The following is a 14,631-nucleotide window of genomic DNA, read 5'->3' as shown; positions in this document are numbered from 1 at the left end:
GTGGTTGTCGCGGGCGGCGTGAGATCGGGCGCCGCGGATGCCCGAAGGTGCGGCGGACGGGCCCGTTCGGTGCCCGCCCGCCCGTTCGCGACGATGTGTTTCGGTCAGTACGGCCAGATCGGTGGGTCGCTCACGAAGTGGCCGCCCAGGTAGGTGTGCGCGATGTTCTCCGGGTCCAGCTCGCCCTGCTCGGCGATCAGTTTCTCGGCGTACGGCTCGGAGTCGTCCTGCGGCTCGTAGCCGAGGGTGCGCGCGGTGGTGAGGTCCCACCACAGCCGCGTGTTCGCCGAGGAGCCGTAGACGACCGTGTGTCCGACGTTCTCCGCGGTCAGGGCGGCGTGGAGGAGCCGGGCGCCGTCGGCGGGGCTCATCCACACCGAGAGCATGCGGACACTGGTGGGCTCGGGGAAGCAGGAGCCGATGCGCACCGACACGGTCTCCAGGCCGTACTTGTCCCAGTAGAACTGGGCGAGGTCCTCGCCGAAGGACTTGGACAGGCCGTAGAAGGTGTCCGGGCGGCGCGGGGTGTCGATCGGGATGAGGGCACCGCTCTCCCGGGGCCTGGGTGTGAAGCCCACGGCGTGGTTGGAGGAGGCGAGGACGACGCGCTCCACGCCCTCCTCACGGGCGGCCTCGTACAGGTTGTAGGTCCCCTCGATGTTCGCCTTGAGGATCTTGTCGAACGGGGCTTCGAGGGAGATCCCCGCGAGGTGGATGATCGCGTCGACGCCTCGCACGGCCTCGCGCAGGGCCTCCCTGTCGCCGAGGTCGGCGACGATCGCGTCCGGCACGCCGTCGACGGGACGCAGATCGAGCAGCCGCAGCTCGTAGCCGTACGCCGGGAGGCGGTCCCGCATCAGGGTGCCGAGGCCGCCGGCGGCGCCGGTGAGCAGAACGGTGCGGGGTGTCGGCATCCTCGGGACTCCTCGGGTCGGCGCGGATCGGCGTTGGTGCGCGGGTCGGCTCGTGCGGCTAGGGCGGCTCGCTCAGCCGACTCGTCGACCGCATGTGTGGACGGCATTCATATGTGTGGACACGCTAGGGATGAGCGCCGATCGCGTCAAGTGTCCCGCGTGTACGGAGAATCCGCGCTGGATCGCCGGTTCGGGCGCTTGACCGGCCTCGACGGGGCTCCCTAGGCTGATGATGTTCAAGAATGTAGACGTGGATCAGAAGCGTGAGCGCCTGTTCTAGGGAGAGCCCGTGACTCCAGTCCCCCTCGCCGCGCGCCTCGGCAGCCCCGGCGGGCCGCTGTTCTTCCCCGTCACCGCCTTCGACCCCGACGGCTCGGTCGACCTCGACACCTACCGCGTCCATGTACGCCGGGGCGTCGAGGCCGGGGCGGCCGCCGTGTTCGCCTGCTGCGGCACCGGAGAGTTCCACGCGCTCGCGCCCGAGGAGTACGAGGCGTGCGTGCGGGTGGCCGTCGAGTCCGCCGCGGGCCGGGTGCCGGTCGTCGCGGGCGTCGGCTACGGCACCGCCCTCGCCGTGCGGTACGCCGGACTCGCCGGGACGGCCGGCGCCGACGGGCTCCTCGCCATGCCGCCGTACCTCGTGGCCGCCGGGCAGGAGGGGCTGCTGCGGCACTACCGGGAGATCGCCGCGGCGACCGCGCTCCCGGTCGTCGTCTACCAGCGTGACAACGCCGTCTTCACCCCGGCCGGCGTCGTCGCACTGGCCCGCACCGAGGGGATCATCGGCCTCAAGGACGGCCTCGGCGACCTCGACCTCATGCAGCGGATCGTCAGCGCCGTACGCACCGAGGCCCCCGGCAGTCTCCTCTACTTCAACGGCCTGCCGACCGCCGAGCAGACCCAGCTCGCCTACCGAGCCATCGGCGTCCCGCTCTACTCCTCCGCCGTGTTCTGCTTCGCCCCGGAGATCGCCCTCGCCTTCTATCGGGCGCTGGAGACGGGCGACGACACGACCGCTCACCGTCTCCTGGACGGGTTCTACCGGCCGTTCGTCGAACTGCGCGCCCAGGGCCGCGGCTACGCCGTCGCCCTGGTCAAGGCGGGCGTACGGCTGCGCGGGCTGGACGTGGGGGAGGTGCGCCCGCCGTTGCACGAGCCCGGCGAGGACCATCTCGGGCAGCTCGCTCAGGTGATCGAGCGCGGCTACGCGCTGCTGGGGAAGGAGCGGGAGGAAACCGAGTGAAGGCGTCGGCATTCGTCTACCCCTGGGACGTCAACGGTGACCCGGATGCACCCGCGAGGATCGCCGCCCTCGGCGTGCGGCAGGTGACGCTCGCCGCCGCCTACCACTCCACCCGCGCCCTCACCCCGCGCCACCCGCGTCACCGCATCGTCACCGCCGAGCACGCGGCCGTGCTCTACCCCCCGGACGACCGCTGGCAGGGCCGGGAACTGCGCCCGTACCCGGCGGGGGACTGGGCACCCGGTGACGCGTACGCAGAGGCGGCCGCGGCGCTCGCGCAGGCCGGCCTGGAGGTGCACAGCTGGGTGGTGCTCGCGCACAACTCCCGCCTGGGCGCCGAGCATCCGCACACCTGCGTCGTCAACGCCTACGGCGACCGCTACCCGTGGGCCCCCTGCATCGCACAGCCCGCCACGCGCGCGTACCTCGTCGACCTCGCCGCCGAGGCCGCCGTACGCCCCGGAACGCGCGGCACCGAACTGGAGTCCCTCGGCTGGTACGGCCTCCAGCATCTGCACGCCCACGACAAGACCGCCGGGGTCCCGCTCGGGGACGCCGGGCAGTACCTGATGGCGCTCTGCTTCTGCCCGACCTGCCGGGAGGGGTACGGCGCCCAGGGCCTGCACGCCGACGAGCTGGCGGCCGCCGTACGCGGCGCCCTGGAGCCGCTGTGGCGGGGCACGGCCACCGACGAGGGCTGGGCCGGGGTGGAGAAGCTGCTCGGCGGGTCGACCGCGGCCGCCACGCGCGCGTGGCGCGACGGAACCGCCCGGACGCTGCAGGAGGAGGCGGTGCGGGCGGTACGCCGGGCCGCCCCCGCGGGCTTCCAGGTGCTGCTGCACGCGGACCCCGTGACGTATCACTGCGGCGCGAACGCGGGCGTCGACCCCGCGCACATCCTGACCGTCGCCGACGGCGTGGTCGTGCCCTGCGCCGACGGCCCCGGGCTGCTTGCGCCCTTCGCCGAACAGGGTCGCGCGGGCGCGGTCGTCGCCGCCAACTTCTGCGTGGTGTCCGGGATGGGGGGCAGCCCGGGCACCCTCGCCACGGACATGGCGCGCGCGCGTGAGCTGGGGGCCACTCAGATCCGGCTCTATCACGCCGGGTTGGCGTCGGACGGGGACCTGGTGGCGGTGCGGGAGGCCCTGGCCGCCTTCTGAAGCGGCGGCAGCGCGGCCACCGGCAACAGCAGGCCGAACACGATCAACACACCTCGCACGTCGAGCAGTTCGACGAGCGCCGCTCCGACGGCGAGTCCGATGACGTTCGGGGTGAAGACGAGCGTGTCGGCCGTCGCGGCGGTACGGCCGAGCACGGCGTGCGGTGTCGCGTCCTGCACGGCGGTGAACGTGGCGATGAGCACGCAGGGCAGACCCACGCCGATCGCCGCACCGCAGACGAGGGCCACCGGGTCGGACGGGATCGACCGCAGCCCGGTCCCGACGGCCGTCAGGACGATGCCGCAAGCGGCGAAGCGGCGTTCGCCGAGGCGGCGCAGTGCGGGGCCGGCCAGCAGCCCGATCGCCACCGACCCGGCGCCCTGGACGGCGTACAGCACACCGGCGTAGGCGGGGGCGTGCCCGAGCCCGTCGATGACGGCGTAGGTCATCGCCCCGTTGAGGCCGGCGAAGAGCATGGTGGCGCCGCCGGCCAGGACGAGAGGACGCAACCGGCCGTGCGCCCACAGGAAACGGGCCCCCTCGGCGGTCTGCGCCCGCCATCCGCCCTTCGGCGGCTCCGGCCTGCTCTCGCGGACCCGGAGGCAGGCGTACAGGCCGCTCGCGAGCACGAACGTCACCGCGTCGAGCAGGGCGACACCCGCACCGCCGTACGCCGCGTACACTCCCGCGCCGGCCAGCGGGGCGAGGAGCTTCATGCCTTCGTTCACCGTCATGCGCAGCCCGTTGAAGTCCCCGAGCAGGGGCGCCGGAACCGCGCCCGCGACCAGCGCGGACTCGGCGGCGCCGTGCACCACGCCCACCGCCCCGTAGACGAACAGGACCGCGAAGAGGAGCCGGACGCGGCCCTGGGAGTCGACGGTGACGAGGGTGAGGAGCAGGGTGGCCAGCAGCAGGTTGGCGCCGATCAGCAGCGGCTTTCGGCGGGTGCGGTCGGCGAGGGTGCCGAGGAGCGGGCCCGCCAGGGTCGGGGCCCACATGGCCAGCATGCAGAGCGCCGCCAGACCGTCGGAGCCGGTGAGGTCCTTGACCCAGACGCCGGACACCAGCCACAGCGCCGAGGTGCCGAAGCCGGAGATCAGGACTCCGGCGAGGTACAGGCGGGCGTTGCGGTCGCTCAGGACGCGGGGGAGGGCCCAGGTGGTGATCGTCATGCCGCACCATCGTGCGGCTGAGGCGGGGGCCTCGGGATGGGGAAAGTGCATTAGATCCCCGCGCACACGAGAGGGCGGCGTACTCCGACGGGTGTCGGTGTACGCCGCCCTCGGTGGGGTCGGGATGCGGGAACCGGCCCGCGTCGTCACGGCGGCTACTTCGGGTCCTTGCCGAACGTGGAGGTGGACCAGAGGTAGCCGAAGGCGGTGAGACCGAGGCACCAGGCGAGGGCCAGCCAGCCGTCGTGGCCGATCTCGGTGCCGAGCAGGAGTCCGCGCAGCGTCTCGACGGCGGGGGTGAAGGGCTGGTACTCGGCGATCGGCTGGAACCAGCCGGGCATCGCGTCGACCGGGACGAAGGTGCTGGAGATGAGCGGCAGGAAGATCAGGGGCATGGCGTTGTTGCTGGCGGCCTCGGCGTTGGGGCTGACCAGGCCCATGCCGACGGCGATCCAGGTGAGTGCCGTGGCGAAGAGGACGAGCAGGCCGAGGGCCGCGAGCCATTCCAGGGCGGTGGCGTCGGTGGAGCGGAAGCCGATGGCCACACCGACGGCCGCGACCAGGACCACGCTGAGGACCGACTGCAGGACGCTGCCGAGCACGTGTCCGACGAGTACCGATCCGCGGTGGATGGCCATGGTGCGGAAGCGGGCGATGATGCCTTCGGACATGTCGTTGGAGACGGAGACCGCGGTGCCGATGGTGGTGCTGCCGATGGTCATCAGCAGCAGGCCGGGTACGAGGTAGGCCACGTAGGCCGAGCGGTCGGCGCTGCCGTCGCCGATGCCGGCGCTCATGGTGTCGCCGAAGATGTAGACGAAGAGCAGCAGCAGCATGATCGGGGTGAGCAGGAGGTTGAGGGTGAGGGAGGGGTAGCGGCGGGCGTGCAGGAGGTTGCGGCGCAGCATGGTGGAGGCGTCGCGCACGGCGTAGGAGCGTGTGGTGGGACGGGCGGGGGCCGCAGAGGTGCTCATCGGGCGTTCTCCTTGGGCTGGTGGGGGAGGCCGGTGCCGCCGGTGAGGGCGAAGAAGACGTCGTCGAGGTCGGGGGTGTGCACGGTGAGTTCGTCGGCCTCGACGCCGGTGGCGTCGAGCCAGTCGAGGACGGAGCGCAGTTCGCGCTGGCCGCCGCCGCTGGGGAGGAGCAGGGCGAGGGCTTCGTCGTCGTGGGAGGCGCCGTTCAGCGTGGCGGCGGCGGACCGGTAGGCGGCGGGGTCGGTGAAGCGCAGGCGGATGTGTCCGCCGGGGACGAGGCGCTTGAGTTCTTCGGCGGTGCCCTCGGCGGCGATCTTGCCGTCGTTCAGGACGGCGATGCGGTCGGCGAGTTCGTCGGCTTCTTCCAGGTACTGCGTGGTGAGGAAGACGGTGACGCCGCCGGTGACGAGTTCGCGGATGATGTGCCACATGGTGTGGCGGGAGCGCGGGTCGAGACCGGTGGTCGGCTCGTCCAGGAAGATGATCTTCGGGTCGCCGACCAGGGTCATGGCGATGTCCAGGCGGCGCTTCATGCCCCCGGAGTAGGTGGAGGCGGGCTTGTTCGCGGCGTCGGTGAGGTCGAAGCGCTCCAGCAGTTCGGCGGCGACCCGCCGTCCCTCGCGCTTGGGCAGGTGGTGCAGGTCCGCCATGAGGAGCATGTTCTCCTCCCCGGTGATCAGGCCGTCGACGGCGGAGAACTGCCCGGTGACCCCGATCGCCGCGCGGACGGCCTGGGCGTCGGTGGCGAGGTCGTGGCCGCCGACCCGGATCACGCCGTCATCGGCGCTGATCAGCGTGGAGAGGATCTTGACCGCGGTGGTCTTGCCGGCCCCGTTCGGGCCGAGCAGGGAGAAGATCGTTCCTTCGGGGACGGCCAGGTCGACGCCGTCGAGGACGGTCTTGTCGCCGTAGGACTTGCGCAGCCCGTTCGCCGCGATGGCCAAAGTGGTCATGAGGGGGTGCTCCTTCTGCGGGCCGGGTGTGTCTACAGGCTGCGGGCGGTGATGTCGCCGTAGGCGGTGGTCGCGTGGATCTGCAGGCCGGCGCCGGCACCGTCGGTGTTCTTGAGCGCGTTGTGGACCCGGCCGTATCCGGTGCCGGCGTCCAGGGAGGCGGAGACGCCGTGGGCGGCGCCGACCGAGATGTCGCCGTGCTCGGTGTGCAGGGCGACCGTGCCGTGCGCGGCCTCGCCGATGCGGAGGTCGCCCTTCTGGGTGCTGATCTCCGCGGGGCCGCCCAGGCGGCCGACGCAGACGTCGCCGGCGAGGACGGTGACGCGGGCGCTCGCGGCCTCGTCGAGCTTGACCGGGCCCTGCGCGCTGTCGTACGTCACGTCGCCGAGCCGTCCGACGCCCCGGAGCTCGGTGCCGGCGGCCTTCACCGCGACGTGGGAGCCGGTGGGCAGCTGCACCGTCACCTCGACGGATCCGGAGGCGCCGAAGTACTGCTTCTTCGTCGGGGCCTCGATCCGCAGGACCCCGTCGCCGAACTCGACGGTGGTCTGCTCGGCGGCTTCGGCGTCCCGGCTCTTGCCGGGGTCGGCGGGCCGGACCTCGACGGTGGTGTCCGCCCGGTCGGCGGCGATGACCTGGACACGGCCGGCGGGGATGTCGAGGACGGCGGCGACCGGGGCGGGGGTGTCGAACTTCTGCATCGTTTTCTCCTGTGCTCGCTGGTGTGCTCGTCGCTGTTTCGTCAGGTGCTTCCGGGTGTTTCCGCCGGGTGTTTCCGACATCGAAAAAGCTACGTTGCGTTCATGGATCTGGCAACGCACTCGTTGCATGAAGTAGGTATTTATGCAGCTCAGCTGCTAGAAATCGTTGCAACCGATGAGGAGATAACGCAACGTCAGCTCAGTGCTCGTTGCATTGAGGTGAGGGTGAAAGCTACAGTGAGGGCATCTGAGGACCAGGAAGGGAGATCTCATGCCGGGAGGCAGGCTCACCCAGCAGGAACGCCAGCAGATCGCGCTGGGGCTGGCCGACGGGCTCGCCTATGCGGAGATCGCCCGCCGCCTCGACCGTCCGACGTCGACCGTCACACGCGAGGTCATGCGCAACGGAGGCCCCGTCGCCTACCGTGCCGACCTGGCCCACCGTGCCACCGAACGCCGCGCCCACCGGCGCAGGCAGGCCGCGCCCCGGGGGCGGCAGGCGCCCGAGCAGGCCCATGGGCGCGACCCCGAGGCCGTGCGCGAGTACGAGGAGGCGTTCACCACCCTGTTCATGCAACAGGGCCTGCCCAAGATGACGGCCCGGGTCCTGACCTGCCTCTTCATCACCGATGCGGGCAGCCTCACCGCGTCCGAACTCGTCGAGCGCCTCCAGGTCAGCCCGGCGTCGGTGTCCAAGGCGATCGCGTTCCTCGACAGCCAGGGCCTCATCCGCCGGGAACGCGACGAACGTCGCCGCGATCGCTACGTCGTCGACAACGACGTCTGGTACCAGTCGACGATGGCCGCCGCCCGCTCCAGCGCCGAGCTCGCCCGGATCGCGCGCCAGGGCGTCGGCGTCCTCGGCCCCGACACCCTGGCGGCCGTCCGCCTGGAGAACATCGCCCGCTTCTCCGACTTCATCAGCGAGAGCATCACCCGTGCCGCGGAGCAGGCCCGCGAGGTCCTCTTCGCGAAGGCCGAGACGGCTCCGGACGGCGATGCGGGGCCGGTGTCGGATCGTTGAGCGCCGGGTTCTGCCGGCAGGTCGTTCTCTTCGCCGGCGGGCCGTCGGCGCCGCCGCGGTGGGCGCCGCCCGTCCGTGCCGGCGATGAGTTTCGCGTCCGGCTCCGGTCCACCTCCCAGGAACAGATCTGTGAGGAGCCGCTCATGACCGACACGATCGTCGACCTCGGACCGCAGGCCCGCATCGTGGCCCGTCTCGCGGACGGCGTCACCGACGACCAGCTCTCGGCGCCCACGCCCTGCCCCGGCATGGCGGTGCGCAATCTGCTGGGCCACCTGCTCGGCCTCGCCGTCGCCTTCCGCGACGCCGGCCGCAAGGACCTGGGCCCCACGACCGACACCAGCCCGGACGACGCCGTACCGGACATCGGGCCGGGCTGGCGCGAGGAACTGCCGAAGGTGCTCGACGAGCTGGCCGAGGCGTGGCGGGACCCGGCCGCGTGGACCGGCGACACCCGCGCGGGCGGGGTGGCGCTGACCGGCCCGGAGGCGGGCACCGTCGCTGCGGACGAGCTGGTGATCCACGGCTGGGACCTGGCCCGCTCGACCGGCCAGGAGTACGAGCCGGACCCGTCCGCACTGCGGCTGTCGTACGGCATGCTCCTCGCGGCCGCCGACGACCCGAGCCGGGGCGGCGGCATCTTCGGCCCCGTCGTCCCGGTCGCCCGGGACGCGTCGCTCCTGGACCGGGCGGTGGGGCTGAGCGGACGGGACCCGGCCTGGCGGCGGCCCTGACGGACCGGGGAGTCTGCGGAGCCCCTGCCGGCCGGACAGCGCAGCCACGCCTTCGGCCACGCTCGACCGCCGCCCCCGGGGCCCGCCTCCCCGGCACGTCCGCCCGCCCGCGCGGACGGATGCCGCCACCGACACCCTCGTGCACATACGGCGCCTCACAGGTCCGGCGCGGCCCGGCGCGATCCGGACCCGGCGTCCTCACACCGATGGCACCGCCGATCTCCTCACGGGTACGTCGTCCCGGCCGAGGCGCACGACCACCGGTACTCGCCCGGCGCCTCCCCCGAGTCGGGCCTGTACGCGCAGAACAACGCCTTCCGCACTCTCGGCCGCATCGAGGCGGCCGACCTGGTCAACAGCTGGAACGGCACCGCCCTGCACCAGAGCGGCACCCTGTTCAACGGCTTCCCGGTCGACCTGCCGGCCATCCACCACGCCTGCAACTCCGGCAGCGAGCGTGACCTCACGGCCGACGTGGGATGGGCCCTACCCTGCACACAAAGATCGACAGCGCCGAGACGGCCGACCGAGCGGTGGCACGCGGCGCGGGCGCAGGGAGGACCCCATGAGCACTGCCGTACCCGTCGTCCTGGCTGGCGCGCGCGGCCATGGCCGCTGGCACCTGGACAACATCCGCCGGCTCCAGGACAAGGGGATCGTGCGGCTGGCGGGGATCTGCGAGCTGACCCCGCTGAGCGCCCGGGAGCTGCCCGAAGGTCTCGGGGAGCCGGAGCAGTCCGCCGACTTCGGCGCCCTCCTCGACTCCACCGGCGCCCGCGCCGCGGTGATCTGCACGCCGATCCCGACCCACACCGACCTGGCCCTGACAGCGGCGCGCAAGGGCGTGCACATCCTGCTGGAGAAGCCGCCCGCCCCGTCGTACGCGGAGTTCCGGCGCATGGCCGACGGGGTCGCCGAGGCCGGCGTCGCCTGCCAGATCGGCTTCCAGTCGCTGGGCTCGCACGCCGTGCCCGCGATCCGGACGCTGATGGCCGCCGGCGCGATCGGCGAGATCACCGGGATCGGCGGGGCCGGCGCCTGGGCCCGTCCCGAGGCGTACTACCGGCGGGCGCCCTGGGCGGGCAAGCGCAGGCTGAACGGGGTCGACGTGATCGACGGCGCCCTCACCAACCCGCTCGCGCACGCCGTCGCCACCGCACTCGCGCTCGGCGGCACGACCCGCGCCGAGGACGTCACCGCCGTGGAGACCGAGTTGCTGCGCGCCAACGACATCGAGTCCGACGACACCTCCTGCGTCCGCGTCACCGGCCCGCGCGGCCCGCAGGTCGTCGTCGCCGCGACCCTGTGCGCCGAGGACCCCGGCGAGCCGTACGTCGTCGTGCACGGCACCCGCGGCCGGATCACCTTCTGGTACAAGCAGGACCGCGTCCTGCTCCAGCGCGCGAAGCACGGCCCCGAGGAGTACGAGTACGGCCGGACCGACCTGCTGGAGAACCTCGTCGAGCACCTCACCGACGGCACCGGACTGCTGGTCGCACCCGAGACGACCGGCGCCTTCATGAAGGTCGTCGAAGCGATCCGGCTGGCCCCCGACCCGGCCCCCCTGCCCGGCGGGGCATGGCAGCTGCTCCCCGGCGAGCGGCGCCGGGTCGTGCCCGGCATCGACGGCCTGGTCGCCGCGGCCGCCGACACCCTCGCCCTCTACTCCGAGCTGGGCGCCCCCTGGGCCCTCCCGGCCGGATCGAAAGAGGTGAGCCCCTGATGACCCCCCGCGCGTACGGCGGCTTCTTCTGGCGCGCCCGCATCGAGTCCGACGCTGGTCTTCGCCGGAGCCATGGACCGCACCCGGCAGGACCCCTGGTTCGTCCGCACCGCCGAGTACCCGGGCGTGGGTCCCGGAGCGGGGCGTGCGGGCCGCGTACGACAGGCTGCGAGCCGTCCGGCGTTCGCGGCACGCCGGGGAGCGACGCACCTGAAGACCTGGCCGGACCTCGGCCATGTCTTCGTCGACCGCATGCAGGACGAGGTGTTCGCCTGGCTCGACGCGGTCCTGTGATCCGCCCGGCGGTTCCTCTGTCTCCGGTCAGTCCCGGCGGATCAGTTCGGGGTCGATGCGGCGGCCGACCAGGGGAAGGGTGCCGATGACCGCTGCGGCGAGGACGCCGAGCGTGGAGACCAGCAGTACGGGCAGGCCCGCACCGTCCCAGAAGATCTCGCCGCCGCCCGTGACCAGATAGGCGGTCTCGGCCAGCTTTCCCGAGACCAGGGCCAGCAGCAGGCCGATCGCGAGCGGCAGCACCACCTGCAGGCACTGCACGGCGCGCAGCGTTCCCGGCCGGGCTCCGATGAGGGCGAGGGCGGTGACCTGGGAGCGGCGTTCCACGGCCCGGTCGGTGACCGACACGAGGAACGCGGCGACGCCGATGACCAGGCCCATCACCATGCCCAGCACCAGGAGCGTCTTGATCACCGTGAGCTGCTGCAGCGCCTCGATGTTGATGCCCGTGGGATCCACGTCGGCCGTCGGTGCGACCGCGCCGATCCCGTCCAGGACCGAGCGCACCGTCGACGGGTCGGAGGCGGAAGCCAGGAGCAGCGTGGCGGACGCCGGGACGGCGCCTGGCGGCAGCTTGCCGGGCGGGACGAGGACGTAGACGCTGGACAGGTTGGTCACGCCCTGACCCGCGTACAGCACGGTGTCCTTCGGCACCGGGATGCGCAGGGTCATGCGCTTGCCGTCCTTCTCCAGCGTGTAGGTGGAGGTCTTGAAGGGCTCGTCCCCGGTGTTCGGGTCCGACATGCGCATCACCTTGCCGTCCACACAGCCCTCGACCCGCCGGGTCAGCGCGGTGAGCTGGGCACAGGTGGCGACCAGGGCGGTGGCCTGGTTGTCGTCGGTGTCGCTCTGCAGGTCGTTGTCGAAGTCCATGACGACGGCGGACACCTCCACGCCGCCAACCTCGCGCAGCCGCTGCTGCTGGTCCCGGCTCAGCTGGGACATCGGCAGGGCGTACTCCTGGGTCGGCGAGGTGTTGCGCGAGACCTGGCTCAGCTCGACGAGGACGCCCTGGGCGAGGGACGCCGAGAACACCAGCAGGACCAGGCCGGTGACCACGCGCATCGCGCTGCCCGGTTCGACCTCGTTGCGGCGCATGGCCAGGTTGAGGGCGAGGTTGCCCGAACGGGCGAGCCGCTTGGCCAGCAGGTAGGACAGCAACGGCAGCGTCAGGACCAGGCCGAGGCCGGTCAACAGCACACCGCCCGGCACCAGGAGGGCGTTGATGCCGTCGCTGCGCGCGGGGTGGTCGGTCAGGCCGGTGGCACTGAAGCCGATGACGATCCCCAGGCCGGTGACGAACAGCAGCCCGCCCCAGACCCGGGGTGCCTTGGGGGCCGCCGTGCGGCGGGTGGCGAGCGGGTTCCGGGCCGCCGCGCGGGCACTCGCCCGGCCGACGAACCAGGCCAGCGCCGGGCAACCGAGCAGACAGACGGCCATGGTCTGCCCCGACACGGCGCCGTCGGCGGCGTACCACTTCAGGCCGGGCAGGCCGGTCCGGGCCACGACCTGGTTGAGCAGCCAGAACTCCGCGAGGCCGAGGGCCGCACCGAGCAGGGCCGCCACGACCGTCTCGGCGGCGTTGACCCGCTGGGTGCCCTTCGCACTGAGGCCGAGCAGACGCAGGGCGGCGAGCCGGCGGTTGCGGCTGGCGGCGGACAGTTTGGCGCACACCGACAGGAAGACCGCGAGGGGCAGCAGGACCAGGCTGGCCAGAGTGAAGCGGAGGATCTCCAGCGTGGAAGGATCGACGGCCCAGGTGGGCGGGTACGGGCTGCCGAAGCTCTTCAACGCCCGGGCGTCGCCGCCGAGGTGGGCACGGGTCGTGCCGATGTAGGCGTACAGCTCGTTCGGGTCGGTCAGACCGGCCGCACCGATCAGGCCCTTCACGGTGCCGGGCAGCAGGCCCTTGAGGCCGGGCTCCTGCCGCAACTGGTCGCGCAGGGCGGGGGAGACGTACACCTCGCCGGGGCCGGGCAGCCTGCTCAGGCCGGGCGGCGGCGCGGGCGTGTCCTGGGTGCCCGGGGCGATGAAGACGCGGCCGAACGGCCGGGAGCCGTGCGGGTCCCGGAACTCCTGCACCAGGGTCCGCTGACCGGTCGGCTCACCGGCGTAGACCCTGGGGTACCGGGCGGCGGCCCGCCCGTCGTGGGCATCGAGGATCGCCGGGATCGTGAGGACGAGGGCGAGACAGCACACGCCGAGCGACCCGCCCAGGGTCATCAGCACAAAGCGGGCGCGGTTGCCCCGGCCGGAACCGAACAGCAACCGCAGACCGAGCAGGAACTCCCTCATCCCGCCGCTCCCATGGGGGCGAGCACACCGTCGGCCATGGTGTAGCGGCTGTCGGCGCGGGCGGCCACCGTCGCATCGTGGGTCACCAGCAGCACGGCGGTGCCCTGCGAGCGCGCCAGATCCAGGAACTCCTTCAGCACGGCACCGGCGTTGGCGCTGTCGAGGGCGCCGGTCGGCTCGTCCGCGAACACCACGGCGGGCTTGTGGACCAGGGCCCGGGCGACGGCGACGCGCTGGTTCTGCCCGCCGGACACCTGGGACGGCCGCCGCTCGCGCAGATCGGCGATGCCCAACCGGTCGAGCACCTCACCGGCGGCTTCCAGCGCGGGCCGCTTGCGCTGACCGGCGAGCCGCAGTGGCAGGGCGGTGTTCTCCTCGATGGTCAGCTCGGGCAGCAACTCGCCGTACTGGAAGACGAATCCGAACCGCTCCCGGCGCAGGGCGCTGATCTCCTCGTCGTCCAGATCGGCGAACGACTGTCCCTCGAAAGCGATCCGGCCCCGCGACGGCGGCAGCACCCCCGCCAGGCAGTAGAGCAGCGACGACTTCCCGGAACCGCTGGCCCCGGTGATCGCCGCGACCTCGCCCCGCGCGAGCGCGAGATGGGCGTCGCGCACGGCGGGTGTGGAGCCGTAGGAGAGCTCGACACCGCTCGCGGAGAGGATGTGTGACGTGTCTGACGTACTGGTACTGATCGTGTCCCCCGGAGGCCGGAGGGCCCCGGCGGTCAGACCGGGGCCCAAGGGTTGTTCTGCGACTGACGGTGTCACCCGTCGAGTCTCTCCTAGCGGTGGTACGCCTTCGTCACCGAGCAGTTGTCCGGACGGAGCGAACCCCGGTCGCGGCAGGCACGTATCCACGCGTCATCGGTGTGCAGCGCGGCACCGTCGTAGCTGAGCTTGTCCAGCCAGACGGTCTTCTTCTGCTTGCCGTTGAACCGGCCCCAGTCGTATCCCTCGACGCGGACCTGCATGTAGACGTTGTGTCCGTCGCCGTGGTCGGCGTCCCGGAGGTTGCCCTTCCAGTGGAAGGCGCCCTTCTTGGTGTGCGCAGGCTCGAACTTGTACTTGCCGTCCTTGAACTGGACACCGCCGCTGTTCAGCTTGGGGATGCCCTTCCACGCGGCACGAGCCTCGGCCGCACTGGTTGCTTCCCCGCTTGCCGTGGCGAACGCTGTCCCCATGCCAGTCAGAAAGAGCCCGGTCGCGAGCGCTCCGACAGCCAGCTTTCGATTCACTTGTTTTCCTCCCGTTTTCCCGGTGTCAAACCTTGATCACCGAGCGCTGGGAACAGTAACACCCGCTGGCCGAAAGGTGATCAACTTTTCGGCGGGGATGCACGATCAAGGTGCACTTTCGCAAATGGCATGCACACCCTTCACGGACATCGCACTGACCTGAGGGAACCCGAACGCCGTTTTTCCCCTCGCTCAGGACGTGAGCTG

At 72.0% G+C, this 14,631-nt stretch carries 13 protein-coding genes and 2 pseudogenes; 7 read left to right on the top strand and 8 right to left on the bottom strand.

Annotated features, from left to right (window positions below):
• Positions 1–104: 104 nt before the first annotated feature.
• Positions 105–914, bottom strand: coding sequence for an NAD-dependent epimerase/dehydratase family protein (locus tag ACWCPI_RS02715; RefSeq protein WP_451036388.1), 810 nt, complete (start codon positions 912–914; stop codon positions 105–107).
• Positions 915–1,203: 289 nt separating this feature from the next.
• Between ACWCPI_RS02715 and ACWCPI_RS02710 the strand changes: the two genes are divergently transcribed.
• Entirely contained in the window at positions 1,204–2,157 is a 954-nt protein-coding gene (locus tag ACWCPI_RS02710) for a 5-dehydro-4-deoxyglucarate dehydratase (RefSeq protein ID WP_451036387.1), read from the top strand.
• On the top strand, positions 2,154–3,317 hold the full coding sequence (locus tag ACWCPI_RS02705; protein WP_451036386.1) for a hypothetical protein: 1,164 nt from the start codon (positions 2,154–2,156) through the stop codon (positions 3,315–3,317). Before ACWCPI_RS02710 ends, ACWCPI_RS02705 begins: the two co-directional genes overlap by 4 nt.
• Here ACWCPI_RS02705 and ACWCPI_RS02700 read toward each other — a convergent pair.
• The 4 genes from ACWCPI_RS02700 to ACWCPI_RS02685 all read right to left on the bottom strand — a co-directional run bounded on the left by ACWCPI_RS02700 (position 3,254) and on the right by ACWCPI_RS02685 (position 7,117).
• A complete protein-coding gene (locus ACWCPI_RS02700; protein WP_451036385.1) occupies positions 3,254–4,489 on the bottom strand; it encodes an MFS transporter in 1,236 nt (411 codons plus the stop codon). The two genes, ACWCPI_RS02705 and ACWCPI_RS02700, sit on opposite strands and share 64 nt — an antisense overlap.
• Before the next feature lie 155 nt (positions 4,490–4,644).
• Positions 4,645–5,463: an ABC transporter permease gene (locus ACWCPI_RS02695; RefSeq protein WP_451036384.1), complete on the bottom strand. Its 819-nt coding sequence runs from the start codon at positions 5,461–5,463 to the stop codon at positions 4,645–4,647.
• Positions 5,460–6,416: an ATP-binding cassette domain-containing protein gene (locus ACWCPI_RS02690; protein WP_451036383.1), complete on the bottom strand. Its 957-nt coding sequence runs from the start codon at positions 6,414–6,416 to the stop codon at positions 5,460–5,462. Before ACWCPI_RS02690 ends, ACWCPI_RS02695 begins: the two co-directional genes overlap by 4 nt.
• Before the next feature lie 32 nt (positions 6,417–6,448).
• A complete protein-coding gene (locus tag ACWCPI_RS02685; protein ID WP_451036382.1) occupies positions 6,449–7,117 on the bottom strand; it encodes a DUF4097 family beta strand repeat-containing protein in 669 nt (222 codons plus the stop codon).
• Positions 7,118–7,388: 271 nt separating this feature from the next.
• Between ACWCPI_RS02685 and ACWCPI_RS02680 the strand changes: the two genes are divergently transcribed.
• From ACWCPI_RS02680 to ACWCPI_RS02660, 5 genes and pseudogenes are all read left to right on the top strand, one after another.
• The gene (locus tag ACWCPI_RS02680) at positions 7,389–8,141 is read left to right on the top strand and encodes a helix-turn-helix domain-containing protein (protein WP_451036381.1); all 753 of its coding nucleotides are present in this window, start codon (positions 7,389–7,391) and stop codon (positions 8,139–8,141) included.
• Positions 8,142–8,284: 143 nt separating this feature from the next.
• Positions 8,285–8,875 carry a TIGR03086 family metal-binding protein gene (locus tag ACWCPI_RS02675; protein WP_451036380.1) on the top strand — a complete coding sequence of 197 codons (591 nt, stop codon included), beginning with the start codon at positions 8,285–8,287 and terminating at the stop codon, positions 8,873–8,875.
• A 231-nt stretch (positions 8,876–9,106) separates the two neighbouring features.
• Positions 9,107–9,444, top strand: a pseudogene (locus tag ACWCPI_RS02670) (pectate lyase); the annotation flags it as partial.
• Positions 9,441–10,598 carry a Gfo/Idh/MocA family protein gene (locus ACWCPI_RS02665; protein WP_451036379.1) on the top strand — a complete coding sequence of 386 codons (1,158 nt, stop codon included), beginning with the start codon at positions 9,441–9,443 and terminating at the stop codon, positions 10,596–10,598. The pseudogene ACWCPI_RS02670 and the gene ACWCPI_RS02665, both read left to right, overlap by 4 nt.
• Positions 10,599–10,731: 133 nt before the next feature.
• A pseudogene (locus ACWCPI_RS02660) lies at positions 10,732–10,892 on the top strand (hydrolase); the annotation flags it as partial.
• A gap of 27 nt (positions 10,893–10,919) precedes the next feature.
• On the opposite strand, the gene ACWCPI_RS02655 reads toward ACWCPI_RS02660, so the two are convergent.
• The 3 genes from ACWCPI_RS02655 to ACWCPI_RS02645 all read right to left on the bottom strand — a co-directional run bounded on the left by ACWCPI_RS02655 (position 10,920) and on the right by ACWCPI_RS02645 (position 14,370).
• Entirely contained in the window at positions 10,920–13,187 is a 2,268-nt protein-coding gene (locus ACWCPI_RS02655) for an ABC transporter permease (RefSeq protein ID WP_451036378.1), read from the bottom strand.
• Complete coding sequence (locus ACWCPI_RS02650; protein WP_451036377.1) at positions 13,184–13,804, bottom strand: ABC transporter ATP-binding protein; 621 nt, start codon at positions 13,802–13,804, stop codon at positions 13,184–13,186. The genes ACWCPI_RS02655 and ACWCPI_RS02650 overlap by 4 nt, the downstream gene beginning before the upstream one ends.
• Positions 13,805–13,971: 167 nt before the next feature.
• Positions 13,972–14,370 carry a hypothetical protein gene (locus tag ACWCPI_RS02645; RefSeq protein ID WP_451036376.1) on the bottom strand — a complete coding sequence of 133 codons (399 nt, stop codon included), beginning with the start codon at positions 14,368–14,370 and terminating at the stop codon, positions 13,972–13,974.
• Positions 14,371–14,631: the final 261 nt, after the last annotated feature.

This window comes from Streptomyces sp. NPDC001920, assembly GCF_053594495.1.
The sequence above is the reverse complement of the archived record's forward strand: the minus strand, read 5'-3'. Positions and strand labels throughout refer to the sequence as shown.